This window comes from Shewanella sp. N2AIL, assembly GCF_022690845.1.
Taxonomy (GTDB): domain Bacteria; phylum Pseudomonadota; class Gammaproteobacteria; order Enterobacterales; family Shewanellaceae; genus Shewanella; species Shewanella baltica.
The window spans coordinates 55,482-74,008 of record NZ_JALBYT010000003.1 but is presented as its reverse complement, the minus strand read 5'-3'; the positions used below and the strand labels follow the sequence as shown (position 1 = coordinate 74,008).

The 18,527-nt window shown below is 44.5% G+C and carries 15 protein-coding genes and 3 pseudogenes; 10 read left to right on the top strand and 8 right to left on the bottom strand.

Going from position 1 to position 18,527, the window contains the following annotated elements; translation table 11 throughout:
* Positions 1–6: 6 nt before the first annotated feature.
* The 4 genes and pseudogenes from MO387_RS03390 to MO387_RS03375 form a co-directional block, all read left to right on the top strand.
* Complete coding sequence (locus tag MO387_RS03390) at positions 7–555, top strand: sugar transferase (protein ID WP_242325997.1); 549 nt, start codon at positions 7–9, stop codon at positions 553–555.
* 570 nt (positions 556–1,125) lie between these two features.
* Positions 1,126–3,066, top strand: coding sequence for a nucleoside-diphosphate sugar epimerase/dehydratase (locus MO387_RS03385; RefSeq protein ID WP_242325996.1), 1,941 nt, complete (start codon positions 1,126–1,128; stop codon positions 3,064–3,066).
* 74 nt (positions 3,067–3,140) lie between these two features.
* A complete protein-coding gene (glmM, locus tag MO387_RS03380; RefSeq protein WP_242325995.1) occupies positions 3,141–4,493 on the top strand; it encodes a phosphoglucosamine mutase in 1,353 nt (450 codons plus the stop codon).
* Between the two features lie 119 nt (positions 4,494–4,612).
* Positions 4,613–4,786: pseudogene (locus tag MO387_RS03375) on the top strand (GDP-mannose 4,6-dehydratase); the annotation flags it as partial.
* Positions 4,787–4,823: 37 nt separating this feature from the next.
* On the opposite strand, the gene MO387_RS03370 reads toward MO387_RS03375, so the two are convergent.
* Complete coding sequence (locus MO387_RS03370; RefSeq protein WP_107948334.1) at positions 4,824–5,528, bottom strand: HutD family protein; 705 nt, start codon at positions 5,526–5,528, stop codon at positions 4,824–4,826.
* Positions 5,529–5,599: 71 nt separating this feature from the next.
* Entirely contained in the window at positions 5,600–6,049 is a 450-nt protein-coding gene (locus MO387_RS03365) for a copper resistance protein NlpE (RefSeq protein WP_107948332.1), read from the bottom strand.
* 259 nt (positions 6,050–6,308) lie between these two features.
* On the opposite strand from MO387_RS03365, the gene MO387_RS03360 reads away from it, so the two are divergent.
* The 5 genes and pseudogenes from MO387_RS03360 to MO387_RS03340 all read left to right on the top strand — a co-directional run.
* On the top strand, positions 6,309–7,850 hold the full coding sequence (locus MO387_RS03360) for a DUF3369 domain-containing protein (protein ID WP_107948330.1): 1,542 nt from the start codon (positions 6,309–6,311) through the stop codon (positions 7,848–7,850).
* Positions 7,847–9,223, top strand: a complete 1,377-nt coding sequence (locus tag MO387_RS03355) for a GAF domain-containing sensor histidine kinase (protein WP_107948328.1) — start codon at positions 7,847–7,849, stop codon at positions 9,221–9,223. The genes MO387_RS03360 and MO387_RS03355 overlap by 4 nt, the downstream gene beginning before the upstream one ends.
* Before the next feature lie 133 nt (positions 9,224–9,356).
* Positions 9,357–9,554, top strand: a pseudogene (locus MO387_RS03350) (sugar phosphate nucleotidyltransferase); the annotation flags it as partial.
* 16 nt (positions 9,555–9,570) lie between these two features.
* A complete protein-coding gene (rfbC, locus tag MO387_RS03345) occupies positions 9,571–10,110 on the top strand; it encodes a dTDP-4-dehydrorhamnose 3,5-epimerase (protein ID WP_107948326.1) in 540 nt (179 codons plus the stop codon).
* A gap of 32 nt (positions 10,111–10,142) precedes the next feature.
* Positions 10,143–10,583: pseudogene (locus MO387_RS03340) on the top strand (tRNA-dihydrouridine synthase); the annotation flags it as partial.
* Between the two features lie 117 nt (positions 10,584–10,700).
* Here the strand turns inward: MO387_RS03340 and MO387_RS03335 are convergent.
* From MO387_RS03335 to panB, 6 genes are all read right to left on the bottom strand, one after another.
* Positions 10,701–13,058, bottom strand: coding sequence for a YjbH domain-containing protein (locus MO387_RS03335; protein WP_107948324.1), 2,358 nt, complete (start codon positions 13,056–13,058; stop codon positions 10,701–10,703).
* Positions 13,058–13,843, bottom strand: a complete 786-nt coding sequence (locus MO387_RS03330; RefSeq protein WP_106651025.1) for a capsule biosynthesis GfcC family protein — start codon at positions 13,841–13,843, stop codon at positions 13,058–13,060. Before MO387_RS03330 ends, MO387_RS03335 begins: the two co-directional genes overlap by 1 nt.
* Before the next feature lie 10 nt (positions 13,844–13,853).
* A complete protein-coding gene (locus tag MO387_RS03325) occupies positions 13,854–14,561 on the bottom strand; it encodes a YjbF family lipoprotein (protein ID WP_107948321.1) in 708 nt (235 codons plus the stop codon).
* Positions 14,562–14,708: 147 nt separating this feature from the next.
* The gene (locus tag MO387_RS03320) at positions 14,709–14,987 is read right to left on the bottom strand and encodes a hypothetical protein (RefSeq protein WP_107948318.1); all 279 of its coding nucleotides are present in this window, start codon (positions 14,985–14,987) and stop codon (positions 14,709–14,711) included.
* 239 nt (positions 14,988–15,226) lie between these two features.
* Entirely contained in the window at positions 15,227–16,378 is a 1,152-nt protein-coding gene (locus MO387_RS03315) for a patatin-like phospholipase family protein (RefSeq protein ID WP_106651022.1), read from the bottom strand.
* Positions 16,379–16,514: 136 nt separating this feature from the next.
* Positions 16,515–17,357 carry a 3-methyl-2-oxobutanoate hydroxymethyltransferase gene (panB, locus tag MO387_RS03310; RefSeq protein ID WP_107948315.1) on the bottom strand — a complete coding sequence of 281 codons (843 nt, stop codon included), beginning with the start codon at positions 17,355–17,357 and terminating at the stop codon, positions 16,515–16,517.
* A 183-nt stretch (positions 17,358–17,540) separates the two neighbouring features.
* On the opposite strand from panB, the gene MO387_RS03305 reads away from it, so the two are divergent.
* Positions 17,541–18,428, top strand: coding sequence for a helix-turn-helix transcriptional regulator (locus MO387_RS03305; RefSeq protein WP_107948313.1), 888 nt, complete (start codon positions 17,541–17,543; stop codon positions 18,426–18,428).
* Positions 18,429–18,527: the final 99 nt, after the last annotated feature.

Sequence of the window (18,527 nt, the reverse complement as noted above, 5' to 3'; positions counted from 1 at the left end):
TAGAACATGATTCGTTTAATTGATTTTCTTGCAGCATTTTTTGGGTTGTTATTTCTATGGCCGATATTACTCATCGTCACCGTCATCGGTCTGTTTGATACAGGCTCACCGATTTTTATTCAAACTCGAGTTGGTAAACATAAAAGGCTATTTAAGCTAATTAAGTTTCGTACTATGAGTAAAAATACCGCATCGGTTGCCAGTCATCTTGCCAATAATGCTGCTATTACTAAGTTTGGCTGTTTTTTGCGGAAAACTAAAATTGATGAATTACCACAACTGATTAATGTCTTAAAAGGTGAAATGAGTTTGGTTGGTCCACGGCCGAACTTATTTAACCAAGAAGAATTGATAGCCGAGCGTGATGCCTTAGGGGTATATGATGTGTTACCAGGTATAACAGGATTGGCGCAAGTGCAAAATATTGATATGTCCACGCCTAAATTGCTTGCGCAAACGGATAAGCAAATGATCGATACCTTAACCTTGGGTCGTTATTTTAAATACATCCTGATGACGGCGACTGGCAGTGGCAGTGGTGATGCTGTAAAGTAGATATTTAGGCCTATCTATTTGTGCTTTAACGCTAGGCGGTTGTTTTGTAACGTTTAGCGTTTTTGGGATCTGTCTCAAATGTGATGAACGGCCGAAAAAACTGTCTCAGGGCTGTTTTGTGCAGCGATGTGTTCTGCCATGTTGCGGCGATTTCGGAGCCTATTTTCGCCGCGAGTTTTATGTGTCAGTCAGTCGGTTGCTACTCACCTGCCTTGCTGTTAAGCAGATGATCATTGCCAGTCGTCTTTGTCGGTGTTTGCCAGCATGTCGTTTGCAAGTGCGTAAAGCGACGTTGCTAAGGTGGCACGATCTGGTTGTGGTTTACTCGTGAAGGATGCATTCATCCCTGCTTGGTTTGCGTAGCCAAAATGTTGAATGTGGTAACGCTACATTCGACCCTTTTTTAGAAATCAATGTGGTGAACTGTTGTGTACTTCTCAGATGGCGCCAGGATGTTTCATCTTTACGCTATCAGGGTGCTATAATGCGGCTCCCTGATGTATTGGGTGGTGTCGTGTTCACGACAGTGTTATTGGTTAACTTATGAAGAAAATGTCATTGGAGCAAAAGATGGAATTTTTGCAATTTTTATTCTCGTTAAAACGGTCGCAAAAGCGTTTAGTCAGTGTTGTTGTAGACTCGGTGTTTTTGCTATTTGCTTTTTGGTTTGCATTACTTGTGCGTTTGGATTCGGCTGAGGTCTTACTTAAAGCCCAATACTGGGGGTTAATCGCGTTAACCATTCCTATCAGTATTGCTGCCTTTGTAAGACTGGGGCTTTATCGCGCAGTGCTGCGTTATATCGGTTCACAAGCTTTTACCGCGATAGTTGCAGGGGTTCTGGCGTCAACTGTTGCATTGGTTTTACTTGCCTACTACGGTGAGGTCGATTTACCTCGTACAGTGCCTTTTATTTATGCCGCCTTTGCTTTGGTGTTTGTGGGAGGGGCTAGATCGCTAATGCGTTCACTGGTGGGTGCCGGAATGAATCGCCGTGGTGAACCTGTAGTGATCTATGGTGCTGGTGTCAGTGGTCGTCAAACCGCCATTGCCCTTGCACAAAGCCATGAATACCATCCTATTGCCTTTGTAGATGACGATGAAACCTTGCAGGGTACGGTAATTCAAGGCCTGCATGTACATGCGCCGCAAGAGCTACGTAAGTTAATCAAGCAGAATGTGACTACCCGTGTATTGCTTGCTATGCCGAGTGCTTCGCGTTCACGTAGGCAAGAAATTATTAATCAGCTTGAGCCACTTACTGTAAAAGTGATGACCTTACCCGCTATGGCAGATCTTGTTAGTGGGGATAAATTATTTAGTGATGTAAAAGAAGTAGAAATCGAAGATTTACTGGGCCGTGATTCTGTTGCACCTAGACAAAACCTATTGTCCGCTAACATCATAAATAAAGTGGTGATGGTGACAGGGGCAGGGGGCTCGATTGGCTCTGAATTATGCCGGCAGATTTTAAAGCAGTCTCCTAAAAAGCTAGTGCTATTTGAGTTATCAGAATTTGCACTTTACTCCATTGAACGTGAGCTTTCTGCTACTGCCCATGATTTGGGTATTGATATTGAAATTTTGCCCATGATGGGGTCTGTACAACGTGAAAATCGTGTACAAGCGGTAATGCAAGCCTTTAATGTACAAACTGTTTACCATGCAGCCGCCTACAAACACGTGCCTTTGGTTGAGCATAATGTGGTTGAAGGTATTCGCAACAACGTATTTGGTACCTTGTATACCGCTAGAGCCGCAATTGCAGCAAAAGTTGAAACCTTTGTTTTGGTTTCTACCGATAAAGCCGTGCGCCCCACCAATATTATGGGTACCACTAAACGTATGGCCGAACTGGCATTGCAGGCGCTATCTAAAGAGTCGCACCAAACGCGTTTTTGTATGGTGCGTTTTGGTAATGTGCTTGGTTCATCAGGCTCAGTTGTGCCTTTGTTCCGTAAACAGATTGCTAATGGTGGCCCTGTTACTGTAACTCATCCTGAAATCACCCGCTTTTTTATGACCATTCCCGAAGCATCTCAGCTGGTTATTCAAGCAGGGGCAATGGGCAAGGGTGGCGATGTGTTTGTGCTTGATATGGGCAAGTCAGTCAAAATTGTTGATCTGGCGGCTAAAATGATCCGTCTCAGTGGTTTTGAGGTTAAAGATGAAGATCATCCACATGGCGATATTGCCATTGAGTTTAGTGGCCTACGCCCTGGTGAAAAACTCTATGAAGAATTGCTGATTGGTGATGATGTAACAGGGACAGACCATGAGCGTATTATGACAGCTCATGAGATATTTCTGCCCTGGACCCAATTAGAGCAAATCCTTAATCGTTTAGATAAAGCTTGCCATGAGTTTAATCATGAGGCGATCCGTGAGATTTTGCTCTCGGCCCCGACGGGATTTGCACCAACAGATGGTATTTGCGATTTAGTCTGGCAACAAAAGAAATCGTCTAAACCTATTGATGTTAAAGCTAAAGTAGTTAATTTGGTTTCTTAGTTTAAGTCATTTTTAAAAAGCCAAATCAGGTTTGATTTGGCTTTTTTCGTTTATGAGGTTTTTAAGGATGCAGTATGTCTAGGAAGTATTTTGGTACCGATGGTGTGCGTGGCAAGGTGGGTACATTCCCTATAACGCCTGATTTTGCGATGAAGTTAGGTTGGGCGGCTGGCACTGTGCTGGCGTCCACTGGCACTAAAGAAGTGTTGATTGGTAAAGATACCCGTATTAGTGGCTATATGCTTGAGTCGGCTATGGAAGCTGGGTTTTCTGCTGCGGGCGTGAATGTTGCGCTCATTGGCCCTATGCCTACACCCGCGGTGGCGTATTTAGCATCGACCTTTAGGGCTGACGCAGGGGTGGTGATCAGCGCATCACACAATCCATTTTATGATAATGGCATTAAGTTCTTTTCTAATTCCGGTACTAAGTTAAATGATGCGCAGGAACTGGAAATCGAAGCCTTGTTAGAAAAGGCGCTGAACCAGAATGCAATGGAGTGTGTTGCCTCGGAAAAGTTGGGAAAAGTACGCCGTATTGATGATGCTGCCGGTCGTTATATTGAGTTCTGCAAAGGCACTTTTCCAAATCATTTGTCTCTAGCGGGATTGAAGATTGTTGTCGATAGTGCCCATGGTGCTGCATACCATATCGCGCCTAATGTTTACCGTGAACTTGGTGCTGAAGTGATTAGCATCAATGACAAACCTAACGGCGTGAATATTAATGATCACTGCGGCGCGACACATTTAGACAGTTTGCAAACTGCGGTTATGGTGCATGAAGCTGATTTAGGGATTGCGCTCGATGGTGATGCTGACCGTGTTATGTTTGTCGATCACAATGGCCATGTAGTGGATGGTGATGAGATTTTATTTATTCTTGCTCATGCCGCTCACAGCAAAGGTGAAATGACGGGTGGCGTGGTTGGTACCTTAATGTCAAATCTTGGCTTAGAGCTTGCGCTTAAGCAGATGGATATCCCTTTTGTTCGCGCAAAAGTAGGCGACCGCTATGTGGTTGAACAGCTTAAAGCGACTGGCTGGCAATTGGGCGGTGAGGGTTCAGGACATATATTGAGTTTGCAGCATGCTTCAACGGGTGATGGTATTGTTGCATCCTTACAGGTACTTAAAGCTGTATTAGAGTCAGGTAAACGTTTAGCCGATATTAAAGCGGGGATGACTAAGTTGCCGCAGGTACTTATAAATGTACGTTTAGCTACGGCTGATGCCGATAGCATTTTAGCGACGACTAGTGTTCAGCAAGCCGTGATTAAAGCCGAAGAGATTTTAGGTGACCAAGGGCGAGTTTTGTTGCGCAAATCCGGAACAGAGCCGCTTATTCGGGTAATGGTCGAATCTACCGATAATATTATGACACAGACTCAAGCCGAGTTTATCGCAGATGCGGTACGAGCAGCTTAGCTCTGGACTCTGTTAAGCCTAACGTCCATTCAGGATTGATATTCTGAGTTTTCAAGCCAGAAAGTTGTCTACTTTCTGGCTTTTTGTTTTCTAACCTTTAACTTTTTTGGGTGAGTGATATGCGAATACTGATTACGGGAGGAGCTGGCTTTATCGGTTCTGCTTTGGTCCGGATGCTGATTGAGCAAACGACGTGTGTTGTGTTCAATTTTGATAAGTTGACCTATGCCAGTGATCTTGAGTCCTTAGCCTCTATTGCCGATAGTGATCGCTATCATTTTATTCAGGCTGATTTTTGGTTGCCTTAGAAGCAAGAACTACTTTTCATGGTTAACAGGCCGTAATGGTGACGCTAAGTAATTGACTTGGCGCTGTCGTGACTAATTTTATATCTTGGTCTGGTTTAATGATAAGTATGTCGTATGGCATGATCTTGATGTTCTCCCCATTATGCTCCCATGTCATTGTATCTAAAAAGCAGAGTAGTTGAACGATAGGCGCTTCTGTCTTGTTATGGTGTGCATCGATGGCGGTGTTCGATATGGCCGCATGTTTTTCGATAAATATGCCATTAACGTTGAGCCTTTGAGTCAGCACTTTAAATGCTGCGCGTTTGGTCATCACATTAAAATCAATAACATCACTACCTAATAGTTTGCTTGTTATTGAGGTTTCACCTGCAAAGCAGAATGGGTTATCTGCGGGTGTAAGCCTCTTATATTCAGTTGTATCTGCGTCTCCCTGTATTCTTTCTTCTCCCCTAAGGTCAATCAGCTGTTTTGCCTCTTCACGACTATTGATGTTGAGTTCAACACCATCGCCTTCAAGGATAACCAGTTGTCTGTCTATGCCAATAAATAAGGAAAAGGGTCCGTTGCTACTAATGCTGGCTATGCTTATTCGATAATCAAAGTTGGATAAATCCGCATTACTTGGGGAAATAAGTAACTGTTTGGTACTGCCGCCGCCATTTTTCCATGGTGTTGATGGGCAATCTTGGTAGCGGATCAGTTGCGTGTGTTTATCTGAAGTCATTCCTTCGTCTCTGTATTTACCTTGAGGTTGATTAATGATGCTCGCTCATCCTTGAGCGTATATTTGTTCTGCTATTGTTTCTTTTTCAATACATAATTAGCGGCCAGATCACCGGTAATTCTTTTGCCTTCAGTATCTAACATGATCAGTTGATTCTCGCCGACCAGATATTGTGTGCCATCATCCAAGGTGATTTTTTGGCCTTTCTCATCCCACACCGCTTTGCCTATCAATTTAAAAATCTTCTCATCTTTACCCAAATAAACCGTTTCTTGAACAAAGCGATTATCAGCTTGTAATGTGATCAGGGTTTGAATGCCTTCACAGCTGGCGCAAGGTAACACACCTTCATAGCTGCCTGCCCAATCGAGCGAATTTTGACTGGTATCGCCGACAGGGACGGTTGTAGCGGCTTCTGTTTGAACCTGGGCTGTATTAACCGCAGTGTTTTCTTTTGAGGCTTCTGAGCAAGCAGTGGTAAATAAGGCCAGCAGTGCGATGTAACATAGTGATTTGTTCATAGTGGCTCCAATAGCATTTCAGGGTGTTATGGATTAAGTGTATTCATCATACCCGTCAAGGTTGGCAGAGCCTAACTTTGACTATTCCTAATTTATAACAATAGGTTAAGTTTTGTGTATTTGTATTCCACGTGGCGAGAGTGTTAGTGATTAGCCTAAAGTCTGTAACTAATAAGATGATAATTTATCCTTTGAAACTAGTCACTTTCGAGATTGAATCTATACTAAAGCTTAACTATTCATCGTAGACGGTGGTTCTGTGGCGTTATTTAAGAAAAGTGCTGATGTTATCGAGGATACATCCCATAAGCCTAAACAAGGCATTTGGAAAGTTGCCATTATTGATGATGAGCCAGGGATCCATGAGGTGACTCGATTTGCCCTAAAAAACCTGACCTTAGATAATCGGGTACTACAGTTCTATTCCTGTTACAGCGCTGCGGAAGGCTTAGCGTTACTTCAAACCGAAACAGATATCGCATTGGCTTTTATTGATGTGGTCATGGAAACCGACCATGCCGGATTAGAACTGGTTCAAAAAATCCGTACTGAACTAAATAATCACAGCACCCGCATCATTTTGCGCACAGGTCAGCCGGGACAGGCACCAGAAGAACAAGTAATTCGGGATTTTGATATCAATGATTACAAAGCCAAAACAGAACTTACCGCGGCTCGGCTTAAGTCTTGTGTCTACACTTCGCTGCGTTCCTATCGCGATATTAAAATTATCGAGCAAAGCCAAAAGGGGATGGAGAAAGTCATTGCCGCCTCTACCTCTGTGCTTAAAAGCCATACATTGCATAATTTTGGCAGTGCGGTGCTCGAACAGACTTTGCAGTTACTCAATCTTGAAAGCTCAGCCCTGTATCTCACGAGTTACCATCAAGACCTTTACCTCGATACCCAAATGAACCTACTGGCCGCCACGGGCGATATGGTCAGTTACTGTGAAGGTGGCAGCGTTGAGACGCTACCAGGGGATGTACGTGAGTATATTATTGAGGCTATTGCGCTAAGAACCTCGCTCGTTCGTGACAATATTTACGTTGGATTTTATGAGCTAAGTGGCCATGTCACCAGTATTTTATATTTGCAACACGACACTAAGTTAACGGATTTTCAAGTCAGTATTCTTGAGCTATTTGCGGCGAATGTGAGCTTAACCTTCGAGAATTTGTCGGGCCGTGAAAATGTACAGCAAACACAAAGGGAGCTGATTTTAATCATAGGCGATGCCATTGAACAGCGCAGTAAAGAGACCGGAGCCCATGTACGCCGGGTTGCGCGCATGACTGAAATGCTCGCGATTGCCATTGGCATGAACGCCGACTTTATTGAAACGATTCGTTACGCCGCGCCTTTGCACGATGTAGGTAAAATAGGTATCCCTGAGAGTATCTTACATAAGCCAGGCAAGCTTGATGCCGAGGAATGGGCGATCATGCAAACCCATGCTGAGAAAGGCTATAACTTGCTCGCAGGCTCAAATCGTATTATTGCCAAAATGGGTGCCCGAATCGCTTATACCCACCATGAGCGTTGGGATGGGCAAGGTTATCCCCGTGGAATTGCTAAGGAAGATATTCCCATTGAAGGCCGACTCATGGCGATTGTCGATGTAATTGATGCCTTGCTTTCCAAGCGCAGTTACAAAGAGGCTTGGTCAGTCGATGCGGTGCGAGAGTATATTTTGGCGCAATCGGGTAAGCAGTTTGACCCCGTATTGTGTGAAGCTAGCCTAAAACTGTTAGATGCGTTTGCCTCCCTACATATCCATATTCCGGATGAACCGCTATGACCCGAATGCTTGATCGAATCCTATTTGATGTTAGTAAATCTCAGGTTATTGATGAGGGCGATCTCATTCAAGCCTCGCAACTTATTGTGAGTTCAATCTGTAAGGGATTGCATATCTCGCGGGCGGGTATTTGGTTGTTTGGTCAGGATAATCAGACTATCGCTTGTTATTATTTACTTGACCACCAACAGCCACAAGAGGCGTTAGTGCTCACTCGCGCGCAGTTTCCCCATTATTTCAGCCTACTCGACAATGAGCGCACTATTGTCGCCAATAATGCCCAAACCGATCCCGCCACTAAAGAGTTTGTTGAAACCTACCTGAAACCGAATCAGATCACCTCTATGCTTGATAGCCCCATTCGTCACCACGGCAAAATGGTGGGGATTATTTGTTCTGAGCATCAAGGTGAGGCGAGGGAATGGACGCGGGATGAAAAGGCGTTTGCTTCGGCACTGGCCGATCTGTTTGGCCGAGCCATGAGTGCTAAAGAGATCCTCGAATACCAGCAACAGCTCAAACTCATTAATGCCGATTTAGAGCATCAAGTTGAACTGCGAACAACGGAGCTCGAGACGGCCTTATCAACCCTAAAATCGACCCAAAAGCACTTAATTGAGAATGAAAAAATGGCCGCATTAGGCAGTTTAGTCGCCGGTGTGGCCCATGAGGTCAATACGCCGCTGGGGATCGCGGTGACATCCGTGACCCATTGCTTGGATGAGCTGTCGCTACTAAAAGGATCATTCGAGAAAAACGATCTCGATGAAGATAAGTTTGTCAGCTTTATCAATACAATGCAGGACGGTTTATGTTTAATCGAGCGTAATCTTTCCCGCGCTGCTGAACTGGTGCATAACTTTAAACGTACTGCCGCAGATCAATCGATATTAGAACGTGAGCACTTTAATTTAAAGAATTATATTTTCCAAATTTTTAGTTCGTTAAAGCCTTTAATGCGTAAGAAAAACATCACTTTAAAAGTTGAACTCGATGACAATATTTTCATTGATTCTTACCCAGGAGCGATCGCTCAGATCTTTACCAATTTAGTTGCTAACAGTTTTCGCCATGCTTTCCCCGATGACTTTGCCGCAGATAAACAAATTGATATTGTGGTTGAAAAGGAGGGATCACAGATCAAGATGACGTATCAAGACAATGGCATCGGCATGTCCGATGAAGTGAAAGCCAAAGCATTCGAGCCATTTTTCACCACGGCGCGCCAAACTGGTGGCACAGGGTTAGGGATGTCGATTATTTATAATCTGGTCACCCAAAAGCTCAATGGTGATGTTTCACTCTTCTCGGCACCAAATCAAGGGTTACGTATTGAGATGCTGATCCCCGAAAGTACTAAGGGCGTAGATTAGTCAACACTTAGTTCAGCAAAGGCGTTTGTCTTAATTGAATGGCTCATGTCCTGTCATCCGTTCTTCCGGCTCGTCGTCTTTTATATGCTACAATCTTGGCACTTCACATGGCTTATCAATCTTAAATATTTCAATGAGAAAAGGCATTTTACTGGCGGGCGGTACTGGCTCGCGTCTTTATCCTATGACGCAGGTTGTCTGTAAGCAATTACTGCCCATTTACGATAAACCTATGATTTATTATCCACTTGTCACCCTGATGCAGGCTGGTATTCGAGACATCTTGATCATTTGTACTCCCCACGATTTACCGCTATTCAAGGCATTACTCGATAAGCAGGTATTTGATGAAATGTAGCGCAACTGAGTTAGCCGAAGTACTGGTGTTTGAACCGCAAGTCTTTGGGGATGAACGCGGCTTCTTTATGGAGACGTTTAGGCAATCCTATTTTGATGCCTGCTTTGCACAGCGGGGATTAGAGTCATGTGTGTTCGTGCAGGAGAATCACAGCCGTTCGCAACGTAATGTCCTACGAGGCTTGCATTTTCAACGGTGTAAACCGCAGGGGAAATTAGTTCGGGTCTGTGCAGGGAGCATTTGTGATGTGGCCGTCGATATAAGGGCCGACTCTGCCACCTATGGGAAATGGGTTGGGCGAGTGCTATCGGCAGAGAATCATCTGCAAATGTGGATCCCACCGGGCTTTGCTCACGGTTTTTATGTTCTCAGCGATTATGCTGAAGTTATTTATCAATGTACCCAATATTATGATCCTGAAGATGAAAGTGTTATCGCGTGGAACAGTACTGAATTTGCTATTGATTGGCCGTTAATTACCGCACCGATTTTATCCGCGCGAGATAGTCTCGCCAGTGCAGCATCATAAAGCCAGCCTCGTCTTGTATTAAAAGGAAGGACAAGGCTGTGATATCGCCTAAAATGGCACTCGGTGTGCGGATTTCGGCAATCGATTGGGTCGAGAGAGGTTGAGATTTGGCCCAAAGCCTAGTGTTGGCAAAAGCATTAGAGGCCCGAGGCTGTGATTTTATCCATGTGAGTACCGGCGGGTTAAGTCCACTGCAGCAAATCCCTGTGGCAGAACACTTTCAAGTGCCTTTTGCCGAGGCCATTAAAGCTAAGGTCAATATGCCTGTGATTGCCGTGGGGTTAATCACGGATGCTAATAAAGCGGAAACGATTCTGGCACAGGGGCAGGCCGATGCTATCGCGCTTGCTCGCACTATGCTCTATGACCCCCATTGGCCTTGGCATGCGGCAGCAACACTCGGTGCAACGGTTAAAGCGCCGCCACAGTATTTACGCTCATCGCCACATGGGATCAAGTCGCCAATAGAGTAGAGCGCTTAACTTGATATTTATCGGTGGCATTAAGTCCTCGATTTTTTAAACCGTTTTTATGGGCAGAAAACAAAACGGGCAAGAATTATCTTGCCCGTTTTTAGTTTTAGCTAGGTACTATTTTGCTGGTTCAACACTCGGTCTGGTATACCAGGGCGCACGAGCGTCAGTGACATCAAATAAGTTGTACTTACGGCCGAGCATTTGACCACCGTCGCGGGTCAGCGGCATCCATGATAGGAAGGCGCGGCTGTGGGTGGACTTGATGGTCATTAGATCGAATGGCACCGAAATATAGAAGCCCTTAGTAAAGCTGCCTTCACCATATTCTTCTGCCGATAGGTCAGTCTTAGTCGCAAATGCGCCGACAATCACACCGCTATCAAACTGTTTAGAGAAGTCAACCGTCACGCCTTTATCTTCGGTAAGATACTGCCCCGCGCTTATTCTAAGCAAAGTATTGGGGAACCACTCCGGCTGGTAATAAGCCGTTGCATGCCCAGTCACAACACCGGTTTGCACTCGATAAGCCCGATTGGTTAGAGGGTCAAATTGGTTTTCGTCACTAAAAAAACCGAACATACTGTCGGGATCTCGCTGTTTCGCATAGTTAATATCAAAACCAAATGCCCATTGGCTATTGAGTGGACGATAGAGAAATTCTGTCCCCACACCGCCATACATCATCTCTAAATATCCGCCATAGGCTTGGTAGGAAATGTTATCACTAAGATTATCCATCCATGTCAATTGGAGGTTATTAACCCGCACTGGGTTATCATGAACGTACTGGCGTATTAACGTTCTTACTCGTTTCAAGTCGGTACCGTCTGGTGGTACGTCATATAAAAACTTATCGTAGTTATCGTATAAGTTGAGATAAAGAGAACCGCCAAATTCGAAATTATCGGTAAACTTATAGTTTGCACTCCCAGTAACACCGATATTAAACATGTAGAAGCCTTCTGAGCCTCCGAAGGATTGCACCATAGTGGGAGCAACATCGAAGCCTAATTTATCCAGCCAATCTTCATTAGTACGCGTTACTAACTCACCTTGGGGTAAGCGTGGGACAACAACTTGACTCGCATCAGTAACCTTAGCATTGAGGTAACCAAAGCTGGCTACTTGGGCAAATTTTTCTGCATCAATACGCGTTTCTGTAATCGGCTGGCTATAATGGGTCTCAATTAAGCGATATTCTTTGATTTGAGATAATTCACTATTATTAGCGAGTATAGTAGCGGCCCTTTGATGGGCTTCATTTCTATCACGATATTTAGTTTGCTCTCCAACCACGGTAATACTGTCAGAGTCGAGGTAAATTTTAGCGTTGCTATAGCCTGAAATCGTTTGCAGATCCTGCGCAACCTTATTCCAGTCAATTGTTGTTTTTAACATTGCTTCTTTAGGCTGAACGATTAAATGTGTGTCAGCTATTTCTGCTTTGATGTGTAGAGTGGTGTCAGCCTTCGCAATGATATTTTCTGAAGGGCTAACACTATCTAATGGAATATTGGCTGTTTGCACATGCGTTAATGGTGCCGCTGGTATTGGCTTATATTTAGCTGCAGCAGGATCGCGCTTTATCTGAGTTAAGGTATTGAAATTCGTTTGTAAACTAAAACCGAGCGTCCAAGTATTACCACGTTCATAACTTAAATGCAGATCGCCCCAGTCACCAAATCGGTATAGTAAACCATAGTTGAATTTGCTGTCCTGTGGCATAGCAATATCACCTCGAACAACAGGGAAGTCGGATTGATAATCGTTGCCGTCATATTCAAGCTTTAGACGCAACGGTTTCCATGGAGTTTGATACTCAACGCCACCGAATAGTGCAGCACAGCCCTTAAACCAACGCTGATAATCAACCGTTCCCCCTTTACCTCCATAGGAAGTGTCACGATCGCAGTTATAGTTAAGATCCTTTTTATCTGAAGTTAGGTTGCCGCTATTACCGATATAACCCCAGCCAATCCCTAAGGTGAAGTCTAGTGGGCCGACTCGTTTAGTCGCTGCAATAAACTCGCCATCGAACAAGCCTGTTCCGCCAAAGTCGCGTACACCAATAGAGGTTTCTGGAAGCCAGTTTGTTTCTTCAAGCAACCGAACTTTAAAGTCAATACCTTTATCGGTGTACTTAGTGTTACCACTGAAATTGGGGTCGTTACTATAGAGTAAATCCTGTACCTGCGTATAACGAACAGTGGTCTCAAACCAAGGAAACAGCTGAACTGAGGCTGTGAAGTGCTGATATTCGTCGTTATAGCTAGTCGCAAAATTAAATTCGCCTTCAGGCGCCATACGGCCTGTGGGCATTTGCATTAAACCAACACCGCCAAAATCTGATTGCGAGGCTAACAGTGTTGGATAAGAAAACTCATCTGCAGTTACCTGGAGTAATGGTAATAATGCCAAAGACAGTGCAGATAATCGGCCTAAGGTATGGATTGTGTGGCTAGACTTTTTCATTACAGAGCCCGATTCCTAAGTAATTCAACAATGTTTTCATTCAGTTGAGTGTAGTCATCAAATAGACTTGAAAACTCAACGTAGAGACTTGCTCCAGGAGCAATATCTTGCTCTTGATGATTCCAATAAGCGATGGGTTGTTTTATCGCTTTGCCATCGGGTTGAATAATCCACACAAAACTTGTTTCAGCATTATCGAGTAACCCTGCTTGTTTGAGGTAATCTTTGCTAGTCTTTTGGCCTTGCCATGTCAAATCCCCTGTTTGAGCTACTGCACCAAGCACTGTGACAGTGCTTGGACGAGGCGGTAAGACTAATAGGAAACGACCATCAATTAGCGAGTTGTATGAATCATTGATACGAATAAGGTCAATATCTAGAGGCTGCATTACGCGCTGCCCAAGTTGTAGACTGCGAATAAGTTGTGCGAGCTTAGCCAGTTTTGCGATGTAAGCACTGTCGTCTTTTACTTGGCCTATTTTAGCTAACTGGCTCAATACTTGCTGACGTTTCGTTTCTAAAGCGGCGGTATTTTGAATATCGAGTAATGCCGCACCTAACCAATAAATAGGAACAATCTCTTTATTCGTGGTTTTATTATATGCTGGGAGTTGCTGTAATCCGTCTTGTACTATTTTTTCTATACGCACTGCTGTCGGATAGTTTAGTTGAACCTGAGCATCCTGATTCGTAGATGTACTGATGAATAACTGGGTTTCAGCATGAACGGTTGCCGTTAGTGCTGAACTAAGTACAAGTGCCAATGGCGCGATGTAATATCTCATAATGGTTCCACTAAGATGCAAATGGCTTAAGTAAAGTTATATCGATAAAAGGCAGATTGGGTGCTATCTTCTGGCGGCTTTTAATGACGTGCCCATTATCCGGTTTTAACCAAAACTCATTTAAATATTGAATATTAAGACCTTCAACAGATACTAACTCGCTGTAATGCAATGCTTGAGTGGGAGTATCATTTATGAGTATCTTTTCCTCAGCGATAAAATCAAACTGTGAATTAAGTTTATACCCATAATGGTAGCCGGGTTGCCAGTCAAGTGTGCGAGTCCAAGTTTTAGGCGTACTATTTAGATGCAGACCTAGGAGAATAGGATCAGGTTCTGAACTTTCAATCGCGGCTAAATTGCCTGAGAGCAGACTATGAGTTCTCACCAAGCGCCCGTTCACTGTCACTAACATTGCTTTATCTGCAGAGAGCCATTTTAGCTCCATTGCTTCTGGCGCCGGTCTGACAGAGGTAAGAGTTTGTTTTGGTTCAGCAAATGCTAAAACTACAAATGCTTGAGGTGTCCCTTCTATCTTGACATAGATGCTGGAGTAGGGATTGGCTTTTATTTGCTCGGTGGTGAGCTTAATATCGTTCTCTCCAATAAAAGCCAACTTCATCGTATCGTTGAGGGCGCTAATTCGTTGACTACAGCCAGCAATACTCATTAATGCAATTGAGGCTGTGAGTAAGAGTAGTTTTTTATTTATACGCATCCGAGTTGCTTATTCTCAATAGTAATAAATATCTAATGTAGAGATATCTGAGACTTATTTCAATGAATGAAGTGATTCTCACTTTCTCTAAACGAGCAAAAAAAACAACCGCCAATAGGCGGTTGTTTAAAAGTCATTAATAACTGATTAGTTGCCAGTACCAGTGGTAGTATTAGTACCTGTGCTAGTGATAGGGTTACCATCAGAGCTGTTAGATACGATTACAGCCCCAGCAATCACTGCTCCAGCAGCAATACCACCTGCAGCAATACCACCAACTGCGCCACCTACACCGCCGCCAGATGCACCGCCAGCAGTAGTACTTGTAGTAGATGTAGTAGATGTATTTTCTTCACCTACCGCCTGAACTGCAACTGAACTGAACATAGCGATAGAAGCTATAAGTGCTAGTGAAGTTTTTTTCATCGTGATTCCCTTTTAGAAAAAATTTAAGTGATTTTAGCTAATCTAGTAAAACATGATAGGGGATACTAGCTAAATGATCAATCTTAAATCCTAAAGAGGATTCAGGCTTTCGATTGAAATTTTACTCAACTTTAGCTAAGCCCATTTATTTTAATGAGTTATTTATATTTGCTATGAACACGCCATAGATACTTGCCATTATAAATCTGCTTTAGTCAATGAGTGCTGCATCATAGCTGTTAGCGATGAGATTCTGCGCTATTTTCTGACTTTAAACCAAAAAACGCTTTTAGTTCGTCGATTTGCTCCATGGCATCTTTGTAGCCTAGGTCGATCAACGCGCTGGTGTAGGTTTTTTCGAATAGTAGGTAAGACACGATACTAGAATCTGATTGTCTATCAATGCCGATAAAACCGAGTAAGGTTTTTACTGCCCATGGCATGTCATCGTAGAAGCGGGCGGCAATTTTACTGAGGTCTTCGCTGGGCTTGATGACTAAGGTTTTAATCGGATGTAAGGCGAGCTTGTTACGGCTTGACTCGGGGATCAGGCTTAAGGTGTTATTGATCCTTTCGAGCCGCTCAAGGTCACTGTTTAAGGTATCTGAAAAGATAGTATCGAGCAGGTGGCCTGCTATGGTTGCTGTTTTCGGGTGATATTCCAGTTCCATTGGGAAGTGTTTGTGTGGGCTCTCTAGGTTAATGACTAAGAGTTTTTCTGCGCCTAAATGGATAGGGCTTGAGAGTGGTGCTAGCTGGTGGACTGAGCCATCGCCATAATAGGCTTGGTTGAGTTTAATCGAAGGAAACACCATAGGGATGGCCGAACTGGCGAGTAAGTGTTCAGTATTGAGCATCATACGTTCGCCGCTGCGCCGAGCGCGGGTCCAGTTTTCGATATCCCGTGAAGCTTGGAAAAAACTCACCGAACGTGAGTTGTTGTAGCAAGAGGCATCGACACTGAGAGCTGTGAGTGCGCCGCTGCGAATATTACGGTCGATGCGTTTGAAATCGATTAATTCATTGAGCAGTTTTCGCAGTGGATCGTTATCGAGCAGACTGCCCGCATCGGTATTCACCTTATCATCCTGCATGCCTTTGAGAGCCATTTTCCCAAGATGGCCAAGCACGCCTGTGATGGATGCGCGATAGACTTTGCGAGTTTCAAAATGGCGCCACACCCATTCGAGCTTTTTGACGCCAAGATGAAAACAAGAAGCATGAGTGGCAATAGAAGTACCATTGATGGCGCCTGCCGAGGTGCCACAAATGATTTTAAAGGGAATGCCGTGATTACGCGGATAAAGCTGAACCAGTGCTTTTAGCACGCCGACTTGATAGGCGGCTCTTGCGCCGCCGCCACCTAATACTAATGCAGTTGATGTAGGCAATCTTCAGACTCAATTTATTGTTTTAATAGTTTTATTAAAGCAACGCCGCCCTATAAAAAGCAAGTCGATAGACTTAATTAGTTGTAAATTTCGATTTCTCCTTTATTCGATTGCGACAACATTTCGCTTTAGACAATTAATCAGTACTTACCTTCGTTGTTGGGCTGAGGCCAAAGCAATGCTCTGCTGTTGGAAACTCAGCGGTTCTGACTTCTCTGGCGTATTCGGCGCAGGCGTGAGTGATTAAGGGACCTAAGTCGATATAGCGTTTAGCAAATTTAGGCGTGTAGTCAGAAAATAAGCCTAAAATGTCCTCAGTTACGAGCACTTGACCATCGCAGGCGGGGGAGGCGCCAATGCCGATGACTGGGATTGAGACTTCAGCGGTCACTGTGCGCGCCGCGAGTTCGGAGGTGCCTTCTATCAGTATGCTAAAAGCGCCAGCCTGTTCAAAGTCTTTCGCTAAACTAACGAGGGCTCCGATAGCGGCAGTATCCCTTGCTTGGGTTTTAAATCCACCTAATTGATTCACGTGCTGCGGCATTAATCCTATGTGTGGCATCACAGGGATCCCTCGCTGGGTTAAAAAGCGAGTGGTGTCGAGCATCTCTGCGCCACCCTCGAGTTTTACCGCCTGCGCTCCAGTACGTATCAACACTTGGCTGGCATGTCTAAAGGCTTGCTGAGGCGATTCTTGATAACTTCCAAAGGGCATATCGATAATCACGCAGGCATGTGCTGCGCCGCGAGTGACAGCAAGGCCATGATTAATCATCATTTCTAAGGTAACTCCGAGTGTGGAGTCTTGCCCATAAACCACCATGCCGACGGAGTCGCCGACGATAATCATATCCACATGGGGATCGATAAGTTCCGCCATCGGTTTTTCATAGGCGGTGAGGGCGACTATTGGCGTTTTGCCTTTCATTTTCTGTAAGGTCACGGGCGTGACTCGGTTTTGATTCATGTGGATGCTCATGTCATCTCCAATTTGTTAAATCTGAGAAAGCATGTTAGCGCTTGCAGCTTTGGCATTCGCTCGATAAATTGACTTAATGTCTAGATAAAAAGACATTTCTTAAAATAAAAGACGTTGCTAAATTGGCGTTGCTAAATTGAGAGGCACGCTAATACGAAAAGAAGCTTCGATATAAAAATCACCTTGGGCGATAACACCTTGAATCAAGCCAGCGACACGCATTTATCCCAGCAGCATATTACTCAGCACACTCAGGTCGCACCTTCACGTTTAGCCGCCGCAGGGCTAAGCGCGTCCATCATGTTGCTTAAGCGAGCGCTCAAGCCGTTTGAACATGTGCAGCGCCATAGTCATTCTTGGGGACAGGTCATTTATGCCAGCCAAGGCGTGTTGAGTGTGATTACGCCTGCGGGGCGTTACATAGTGCCGCCTGAACAAGCTGTGTGGGTGCCGCCCTTTGTCGATCATGAGGTTATCGCGCTAAGTCAGGTGCAATTGAGCAGTCTGTATTTGGATGACACCCAAATCGGCGGGTTTCCACCCGACTGTACTTGTTTGAGTGTGAAGCCTGTTTTGCAGTTGTTACTGCAAGAGGCTAATGCCTTGATGAGGAGTGAGGCTGGGCTGATTGAGCCTGATGATAAGGATAGCGTCATGCGACTCTTGATGGTGATCCGTGACTTTATGGTACTCGCCCCTAAGGTCGCATTAGATTTACCTTATCCTAAGGATAAAAAATTACTGCGCATTACCGAGGCTTTGCTTGCAGATCCGAGCGAGCAACGCACTTTGGTGGATTGGCAGCGGGAGGTCGGCGCCTCGGCCCGCACGTTAGCGAGATTATTTAAACAGCAAACAGGGCTGAGTTATAGCCAATGGCTGCAAAGGCTTAGATTGCAGGTGGCGATTCAAATGCTCAGTCGAGGTGAATCTGTGCTCACTACAGCGTTATCTTTAGGTTATGCCTCGGGTTCAGCCTTTGGTTATATGTTTAGGCAGTTGATGGGCGTCGCTCCGAGTCAGTACCTGTTAGCGCAAAGTACCTTGCCAAAAGTACAGTGCCAAAAATAAAAAGATAAACAGCCACAGATAAAAAGTATTGTCGCGAGTGATCGACGAAGGTCAATAAAAGTCCAATAAAAAGCCAAGAAAAAACGCACTTAAGCTGGG